The organism is Methyloceanibacter sp., from assembly GCF_049590335.1.
GTDB lineage: Bacteria > Pseudomonadota > Alphaproteobacteria > Rhizobiales > Methyloligellaceae > Methyloceanibacter.
The window spans coordinates 1-8,647 of record NZ_JBAWCQ010000139.1; the positions used below are offsets into that span (position 1 = coordinate 1).

At 61.5% G+C, this 8,647-nt stretch carries 6 protein-coding genes and 1 pseudogene; 1 reads left to right on the top strand and 6 read right to left on the bottom strand.

The window, feature by feature from the left end; translation table 11 throughout:
• From rpsD to WBQ77_RS10905, 3 genes are all read right to left on the bottom strand, one after another.
• Positions 1–550, bottom strand: a 550-nt coding sequence (gene rpsD, locus WBQ77_RS10895; RefSeq protein WP_424060243.1) for a 30S ribosomal protein S4, incomplete at its 3' end; no start/stop codon positions are given.
• 215 nt (positions 551–765) lie between these two features.
• On the bottom strand, positions 766–1,431 hold the full coding sequence (locus WBQ77_RS10900; protein ID WP_424042155.1) for a hypothetical protein: 666 nt from the start codon (positions 1,429–1,431) through the stop codon (positions 766–768).
• 95 nt (positions 1,432–1,526) lie between these two features.
• On the bottom strand, positions 1,527–2,348 hold the full coding sequence (locus tag WBQ77_RS10905) for an RNA methyltransferase (RefSeq protein WP_424042157.1): 822 nt from the start codon (positions 2,346–2,348) through the stop codon (positions 1,527–1,529).
• Between the two features lie 93 nt (positions 2,349–2,441).
• Between WBQ77_RS10905 and WBQ77_RS10910 the strand changes: the two genes are divergently transcribed.
• Positions 2,442–3,671, top strand: a complete 1,230-nt coding sequence (locus tag WBQ77_RS10910; protein ID WP_424060245.1) for an NADP-dependent isocitrate dehydrogenase — start codon at positions 2,442–2,444, stop codon at positions 3,669–3,671.
• On the opposite strand, the pseudogene WBQ77_RS10915 reads toward WBQ77_RS10910, so the two are convergent.
• From WBQ77_RS10915 to recA, 3 genes and pseudogenes are all read right to left on the bottom strand, one after another.
• Positions 3,668–3,922: pseudogene (locus WBQ77_RS10915) on the bottom strand (ion transporter); the annotation flags it as partial. The gene WBQ77_RS10910 and the pseudogene WBQ77_RS10915 sit on opposite strands and share 4 nt — an antisense overlap.
• Before the next feature lie 184 nt (positions 3,923–4,106).
• Positions 4,107–6,830: an alanine--tRNA ligase gene (gene alaS / locus WBQ77_RS10920; RefSeq protein WP_424060247.1), complete on the bottom strand. Its 2,724-nt coding sequence runs from the start codon at positions 6,828–6,830 to the stop codon at positions 4,107–4,109.
• 470 nt (positions 6,831–7,300) lie between these two features.
• Complete coding sequence (recA, locus tag WBQ77_RS10925; RefSeq protein WP_424042161.1) at positions 7,301–8,443, bottom strand: recombinase RecA; 1,143 nt, start codon at positions 8,441–8,443, stop codon at positions 7,301–7,303.
• Between the last annotated feature and the right edge of the window lie 204 nt (positions 8,444–8,647).

Below are 8,647 nucleotides of genomic sequence, written 5' to 3' on the forward strand. Positions count from 1 at the left end.
CCGGTACGCGCGTGAACGTGGCGGTCATCTTGCCGTGATCCACATCGACGTAATCCGGCACGTCGCGCTCGCCGCTCTGCGCGGCCTCGAGCACCAAGCCGAGATCCTTCGACTTGTCCCGCACCTCGATCACGTCGCCTTCCTTGCAACGGTAAGACGGGATCGTCACCCGGCGACCATTCACCCTTACATGCCCGTGCGAAATGAACTGGCGGGCGGCGAAAACCGTGGGCACGAACTTGGCCCGGTACACGACCGCGTCCAGGCGGCGCTCGAGCAGCCCAATGAGGCGCTCGGAGGTGTCGCCCTTCAGACGCGATGCCTCGTGATAGATGGCCTTAAACTGCTTCTCGGTGATGTTCCCGTAGTAGCCCTTCAGCTTCTGCTTTGCGCGAAGCTGCTGACCATAATCCGAGAGCTTGCCGCGGCGGCGCTGGCCATGTTCGCCAGGTCCGTACTCGCGCTTGTTCTGGGGGCTCTTCGGGCGTCCCCAGATATTCTCGCCAAGCCGACGGTCAATCTTATGCTTGGCGTGAATGCGTTTCGTCATTCGTCAAGACTCCAAAGCCAAATCGGGCTTTCCACGGGCGGTCAATGTCCCCGCGTCTGCCGCAAAAACCTGTTGATGGTGGTTGATCGGGGCCCGCCAAAGTCGTCCGGCGGTTCGCACTCAGCCCGTAACGACCGAGCCAAGCCGTTCTGTTACACGGAATGCCTGGAAATTGTCAATTCCGCTATCGCAATCCTTATTGGCCTTTGGGCCAATTATTGTGCCCCGACGGCTGCCACATAGGCCTTAATGGCGCCCTCGACCTTCTCCCGCTGCTCCGGAGGACATTTCGGCGGCGGGGGCGCCTTCTGGACTGCTTGAGGATCGCCGCCTCCCGCGGCCGCTGCGCCTTCGCTCTCTGGCGAGGCCGAATCGGGCTCTGTCGTGAAGGACGCGTTGCCGGTGAAGAATGAGACCGCAAACAGATGCAACGCCTCGATCATCAAGAGCTGCTCGCGATTCCAGTTCTGCTTTTTCTTTTCCTCCGTCAGCATCGCGTTGTAATTGGCTTCGGCTAGCTCCGGAAGGCGGCACACATCGGCATAGGCCGACCGGGTGGCAGCCCGAATGACGCGGCGTGCGTCTGCCTCGGGAATCACGAATTTATTGGGATCGGCCTTATCGACCTTGACCATCGTGCCATCGGGGCCCTTGACCTCGTCGGGGATGAGCGAGAAGGCGTAGAAGACCATGTTGCGCACGCCGCGTTCGCTCATGCCACCATTCTGGCTGGCAGCGGGCTGCTTGCTGCGCTGATTGAGCTCATCGACGGCCACGGCCGCATTGCCGGAGCGACTATCTGCGGCTTCGGCGGGCACCACTAAAAGCAGCACAAGGACATAGCCTATGACTCCACCCGACTTCGCCCACAAATTTTTCATCGAACGCCCCTCTCCTTCTTCTGGCGGAAGCTACCATTGTTGACGCGCATCGCAATAGGAGAAACGGGGCGGAACTGTGGCCGCAAATGGCTGCGCTAACCCTTTGATGCCGCTGAATGCCGCGTGAAAGCGGATATGATTCCACGCCAAGTGCGGACATCCTGCTCGGTGCATTCCATGCGATGCAACATGTTCCGTATCGAGCGGACCATGGCCGGGCGTTTTTCGGGAGGGCGCAAGAATCCAGCCGCGTCGAGCGCCCCTTCCATATGGTCGAAGAGACCGAAGAGCGAGGCGCGGGTCGCGGGCACGGTCCCGGGCGTCGCGAGCCCCTCCCGGGCGGGCCCATCGAAGAGCGTGGCGCGTCCCAAGCCTTCCGGTTTTCCGCCTTTCATCCATTCATAGGAGAACAGAAGCACGGCCTGGGGCAGGCTGAGAGAGGCGAAGTTCGGATCTACCGGCGCCGTCAGAATGGCATCGGCCAACGTGATCGACTCATTATCGAGACCGTTGCGCTCGCCGCCAAACATGACTGCACAGCGCTCGCCCGACTGCGCGCGCTTACGCAAACTCGCCGCCGCGGATTCGGGACTGAAGACCAGCTTCACCATCTCGCGCGGCCGCGCCGTGGTGGCCACGACAAAGTTGCAATCGGCCAGCGCCGCAGCGACCGTCTCGAACAACTTCGCGCCGCTTACAATCGGCTCGGCGACCGCCGCGGCCGCACACGCCTTCTCATTGGGCCAGCCGTCGCGCGGCGTGACCAGCCTCAGATCGCGTAGTCCGAAATTGCCCATGGCCCGAGCCGCAAAACCGATATTCTCGCCCAGTTGCGGCTCCACCAGCACAATCGCCGGTGCCATCGGAACGGCGTGCGCATTCGCCGGCTTGCCGGTCTGCTCATTTGTTTCCATCATGGCCGGACGATGCTACAGGGAGCCGCGGCCTGCAATGGGCCGCGGCACATTGCCTTCGGGCCCGGACGATACCCCTTTTTTGGAGATTGCTGCGTGGACAAGATCAAGGTTCAGAACCCGATCGCCGATTTGCATGGCGACGAGATGACCCGCGTTATTTGGGACATGATCAAGGAGAAGCTCATCGAGCCCTATCTAGATGTCGAGCTTGTGCCCTTCGATCTCGGCATCGAATATCGCGACGCCACGGACGATCAGGTGACAGTCGACGCCGCCCACGCGATCCAAGAATTTGGTGTCGGCGTGAAATGCGCGACGATCACGCCGGACGAGGCCCGTGTAGAAGAATTCGGGCTCAAGAGAATGTACCGCTCGCCCAATGGCACGATCCGCAACATTCTGGGCGGCGTGATTTTCCGCGAACCCATCATCTGCACGAACGTGCCGCGCCTTGTGCCGGGCTGGACCAAGCCCATCGTGATCGGGCGTCATGCCTATGGCGACATCTATCGCGCGCAGGATTTCCGCGTACCGGGCAAAGGCAAGTTGACCATCACGTTCGAGGGCGACGACGGCGAAACGATCGAACGCGAGGTGCATATGTTCGAGGGCTCGGGCGTCGCGCTCGGCATGTTCAACCTTGACAGCTCGATCCGCGACTTCGCGCGCGCCTCGATGAATTACGGCCTCACCCGCAAAATGCCTGTGTACCTCTCGACCAAGAACACGATCCTCAAGGCCTATGACGGTCGCTTCAAGGATCTCTTTGCGGAAGTTTTCGAGACCGAATTCAAGGAGTCCTTCGCCGAAGCTGGCCTCACCTACGAGCACCGGCTGATCGACGACATGGTCGCGGCTGCGCTAAAATGGTCCGGCGGCTATGTGTGGGCCTGCAAGAACTACGATGGCGACGTCCAGTCCGACACGGTCGCGCAAGGCTTCGGGTCCCTCGGCCTTATGACATCCGTGCTCATGACCCCGGACGGCAACACCGTGCTGGCCGAGGCCGCGCATGGCACAGTGACCCGTCACTTCCGTCAGCATCAGGAGGGGCGCGCCACGTCGACCAACTCCATGGCGTCGATCTTTGCTTGGGCGGGTGCTTTGAAGCATCGGGCCAAACTCGACAACAACGAGGCGCTCGCCCGTTTCGCCAAGACGATCGAAGCCGTCGGGATAGCAACCATCGAGTCGGGTTTTATGACCAAGGACCTGGCCTTGCTCGTTGGCGCCGAGCAGGCGTGGCTATCGACTGAAGGCTTCATCGACAAGATCGACGAAAACATGCAGGCGGCCATGTCCGGGGCCGTCGAGGCCGCTTAGACGGGCGAAAAGCGTGCGAGTTTGAAGAGGCGTAAAACACGCAGCAGTCTGACCACACGCAGATCGACAGGGATCAGCCACTGGACATACCAAGGGGCGAAGGCCAGCAGGTCGATGATCATGATCGGGCGGCTCGCGAAGATCGCCCGCGCGTGCCAGGGTCGCATGCGCGACAGAATGGGGATTTCGACCGCGCTCCAAAGCCGCAGCGCATATTCGATGGTGAAGACAATCACGGAGAAGACGTTGGAGGCGCGGAACCACGTGCCTTAGCGCGTCGCGAGATCACCGACCGTCCCGGCTGCGAACGCAATCGCGTTCAGCACGATCAACACGACGATGAAGCCGTTGACGATGTAGCTGGCGGGATGGGCATCGCTGCCCAGTTCCAGAATTTCATGGACCTCTCCGGCGCCAGCCGGTCGTGGCCATTGTTTACGCTCGGCCGGCGTGCCTGGGGGCTGATGGCGCCGGTACGTTGTCGGACTCTACTTCGAGGCTGGCCGCGATCGCTTCGAGGGCGGCATCGGCCTTGGCGCCGTCTGGGCCGCCGGCCTGGGCAAGATCGGGGCGCCCGCCGCCGCCCTTGCCGCCAAGAACCTCCGCACCAACGCGAACGAGATCGACGGCGCTATGCGAGCCCGTAATATCCATGGTGACCCCGACAACGAGGCCCGCCTTCCCCTCTTCGCTCACGCCGACAACCGCGACGATACCGGACCCGATCTGCTGCTTGGCTTCGTCGACGAGACCGCGCAAGTCTTTGGGGGCTACGCCATGGACCACACGAGCGAGCAGCTTGGTGCCTCCAACATCCCGCACGGCCGCGTCGCTCGCATCGTCGCTGCCTTCGGGCCGAAGCGCCAATTCGCGTTTTGCCTCGGTGAGCTGCCGGTCTAACTTGCGTCGTTCTTCGACAATAACGGCCAACCGGTCGAGCATATCGTCCGGCGCGACTTTGAGTATCTCGGCCGCCGCTCTAACACGCGTATCTTGCGTCGCGAGATAGTCGCGTGCGGCCTCGCCGGTCAGCGCCTCGATGCGACGGACGCCGGCCGCCACGGCACTCTCGCCCACGATCTTAAGAAGGCCGATATCGCCGGTACGCCCCACATGGGTCCCACCGCAAAGCTCGATGGAATAAGCGTGGCCCGCCTTCTCGCTTTCCGGCGTCACGCCCATGGACACGACACGCACCTCATCGCCGTATTTCTCGCCAAACAGCGCAAGTGCGCCGCGCGCGATGGCCTCGTCCGGCGTCATAAGATGGGTTTTCACCGGACTATTCTGAAGGATCATCGCGTTCGCTATATCTTCGACGGTCTTGATCTCCACCCCGCTCATGGGCTTGGGGTGGGAAAAGTCGAACCGCAAACGCCCCGGCTCCACCAGCGAGCCCTTCTGCGCCACATGGGTACCAAGGACCTGCCGCAAAGCTTCGTGCAGAAGATGCGTGGCCGAATGATGCCCACAGGTGGCGGTGCGGCGGGCCTGATCCACCGACAGCGTCAATGTCTGGCCCCGCAGCAACTTGCCCTGCTCCACGACGCCGTCATGAAGGAATAAGCCATGCAGTTTCTTCTGGGTGTCGGAAACCGCGAAGGTGGTCTCGTCGGCAATACGAAGCGTGCCCCGGTCGCCCACCTGGCCGCCGGACTCCGCATAGAAGGGCGTTTGATTGACGATAACGATTCCGCGATCGCCCTCTTCGAGCTTCTCGACACGGGCGCCGTCCTTGACCAGCGCAACAATCTCGCCCGATGCCGTCTCTGTCTCGTACCCTAAAAATTCGGTCGCCCCGAGCTCCTCCTTGAGCTCGTACCAAAGATTATCGGTCGCCGCCTCGCCCGAACCCGACCAGGACTTCCGGGCCTCGGCGCGCTGCCGCTCCATCGCGGCCGCGAAGCCCGCCTCGTCCACACCGATGCCCATGGCCTTCAGTGCGTCTTCCGTCAGGTCGTACGGAAAGCCGTAGGTGTCGTAGAGCTTGAAGGCGATCTCTCCCGGCAGCGTGTCGCCGGACGACAGCCCCTCGATTGCCTCGTCCAGGAGCCGCAAGCCCCGATCGAGAGTCTCGCGAAAGCGGGTCTCTTCGAGTTTTAGCGTCTCGTCGATCAAAGCCTCGCCCCGCTGCAACTCCGGAAAGGCTCGGCCCATCTCACTTACGAGCGTCGGCACGAGCCGGTGCAGAAGAGGATCTTTCGCGCCCAGCATATGTGCATGGCGCATGGCGCGGCGCATGATCCGGCGCAGAACATAACCACGCCCCTCATTCGAAGGCAGCACGCCGTCGGCAATCAGGAACGACGCGGCCCGCAAGTGGTCGGCAATGATGCGGTGACTTGGCGCCTCGCCGCCTTCGGCCGGCACTCCCGTGAGATCGACCGAGGCAGCGATCAGCGTTTTGAACAAGTCAATTTCGTAGTTGTCGTGGGTCCCTTGCATGACCGCCGCGATGCGCTCGAGCCCCATCCCTGTATCGATCGAGGGATGCGGCAGATCCACACGGGTTCCATCCGGCTGCTGATCGTATTGCATGAAGACGAGATTCCAAATCTCGACGAACCGGTCACCGTCCTCATCGGGGGTGCCTGGCGCGCCGCCCGGCAAATGGGGCCCATGATCATAAAAGATCTCAGAGGATGGGCCGCAAGGCCCCGTGTCGCCCATGGACCAGAAATTGTCCGAACCCGCGATCCGCAAGATCTTGTCGTCACCGAACCCGGCAATCTTCCTCCACAAGTCCGCCGCCTCATCGTCGTCCTCATAGACGGTGATAAGAAGCTTTTCAGTAGGCAGCGCGAGCGTGCCGGTCAGAAAGGACCAGGCCAGCGATATCGCCTGTTCCTTAAAATAATCGCCGAACGAAAAATTGCCGAGCATCTCGAAGAACGTGTGATGCCGCGCCGTGAAGCCCACATTGTCGAGATCGTTATGCTTACCACCTGCACGCACGCATTTCTGCGACGAGGCGACCCGCAACGCCGGCGGCCTCTCCTGACCGGTAAACACGTTCTTGAAAGGCACCATGCCGGCATTGGTGAACATCAAGGTCGGATCATGTCGTGGCACCAAGGGCGCCGAAGGCTCCACCACGTGATCCGCATCGGCGAAGTATTGAAGAAAGGCTGTCCGCAGACCGTTCACCCGCGCGGGCATGTCATGCGACAGCGCGTTGCGTGATGCAGCCTTTTCCGGCGTGCCCTTTTTGGCTTTCCCAGCGCTCACCTTAGCAGCACCCAATTTGCCAGCAGTCGAGAAGGCGGTACTCGCTTTCGCGGTCCGCTGCGATCTACAGAGCCGACTCTTCAATGTCCGCACGCATGCGACGGTTTAGGATCCAAGCAACTTGCCGGACCCTAACCGATTCGGAAGGTCCAGCCGCACCTCCGCTTCCCTTTTCGACAGAGGCCGAAAGCAAGGAGGATCCGGGGGCAGACATACGGTCTCGCTCAATCGCTGTCCAGAGCACACGACAAAGCAAAACGCCCCATTACCCATAAAGTCATGAGGCGCCCGCGCAACACTCCAAGTTCGGACAAACGAGAGCCCTATGCCGCTCCGCAGCCGCGCGGCAGGCTTAGAGATACCCTGAGAACGCGGTGCCTCGATCAGCGCCTAGCCCACGCTCACACGCGTTTGCTTTTGCGGCCGGAGATCGGCGTCACGGTCTCAGCCTCCACGGGCGGGAGCCCGTCATCGTCGACACCGTCCTCAACGCCCTCGCCGTCCAAAAGCTGATCTCCGAGAAGTCCGGCGCCCTGACGAATGGCCAGCTCGATCCGGTCGGCCATGTCCGGATGCTCTTTGAGGAAGCTCTTCGCGTTCTCTCGGCCCTGCCCGATGCGTTCGCTGTCGAAGGAGAACCAGGACCCGGACTTTTCGACAATTCCGCCCTTCACGCCGAGATCGATCAGCTCGCCCATCTTGGAGACGCCTTCGCCATACATGATGTCAAATTCGACCTGCTTGAACGGCGGCGCGACCTTGTTCTTGACGACCTTGACGCGGGTCTGATTCCCGACAACCTCGTCCCTCTCCTTGATCGCACCGATGCGGCGAATGTCGAGCCGCACCGAAGCGTAAAACTTCAAGGCATTGCCACCACTCGTGGTCTCGGGCGACCCGAACATCACACCTATCTTCATGCGGATCTGATTGATGAAGACGACCATGCATTGGGATTTGGAAATCGAACCGGTCAGCTTCCGCAAGGCCTGGCTCATGAGACGGGCCTGAAGGCCCGGCAGGGAATCCCCCATCTCGCCTTCGAGTTCGGCCTTGGGCGTGAGCGCCGCTACCGAATCCACGACCAGCACGTCGATGGCGCCCGACCGGACCAGCGTGTCGGCGATCTCAAGCGCCTGCTCGCCCGTATCGGGCTGGGAGATCAGAACGTTCTCGAGATCGACGCCCAGCTTCCGGGCATAGATTGTATCGAGCGCGTGCTCCGCATCGACAAAGGCGCACACGCCGCCCTTCTTCTGAGCTTCCGCCACAACGTGAAGGGCGAGCGTCGTCTTGCCGGAGGATTCAGGCCCGTAAATTTCGACAACCCTGCCGCGCGGCAGACCGCCGATCCCGAGCGCAATATCGAGCCCCAGGGAGCCAGTCGGAATCGACTCGATCTCCACGACAGTCTCGTTCTGGCCGAGCCGCATAATGGACCCCTTACCGCAAGCCCGCTCGATCTGGGAGATCGCAGCTTCCAGGGCCTTCTCTTTATCCATTTCCCCTCCAGCCTCAACAAGGCGCAGCGCGGCGTTCGACATTGACGAATCTCCTTATTTCACAGCCCGAGGGCTTGCGTAAATGGCGGTGCTCGGCACCGGTGGCTCTCGTCCACACCCGGAAGGTCCCGTGAGCGCCGAGGACATCTTCGAGAGCAGAATGTACTTGCTTTGTTCTTTGTTCGCAAGATGTTCTTTCCGTTCCGGAGGGTGTTGTCGGCTGTTGTTGGCTGGGTGGAATAGGGC

Bases quoted from the DNA above. Each gene is read 5' to 3' on its own strand.
- WBQ77_RS10905 (WP_424042157.1), bottom strand. From the start codon at position 2,348: ATGATGGAAACAAATGAGCAGACCGGCAAGCCGGCGAATGCGCACGCC.
- WBQ77_RS10900 (WP_424042155.1), bottom strand. From the start codon at position 1,431: ATGAAAAATTTGTGGGCGAAGTCGGGTGGAGTCATAGGCTATGTCCTT.
- recA (WP_424042161.1), bottom strand. From the start codon at position 8,443: ATGTCGAACGCCGCGCTGCGCCTTGTTGAGGCTGGAGGGGAAATGGAT.
- alaS (WP_424060247.1), bottom strand. From the start codon at position 6,830: ATGCCCGCGCGGGTGAACGGTCTGCGGACAGCCTTTCTTCAATACTTC.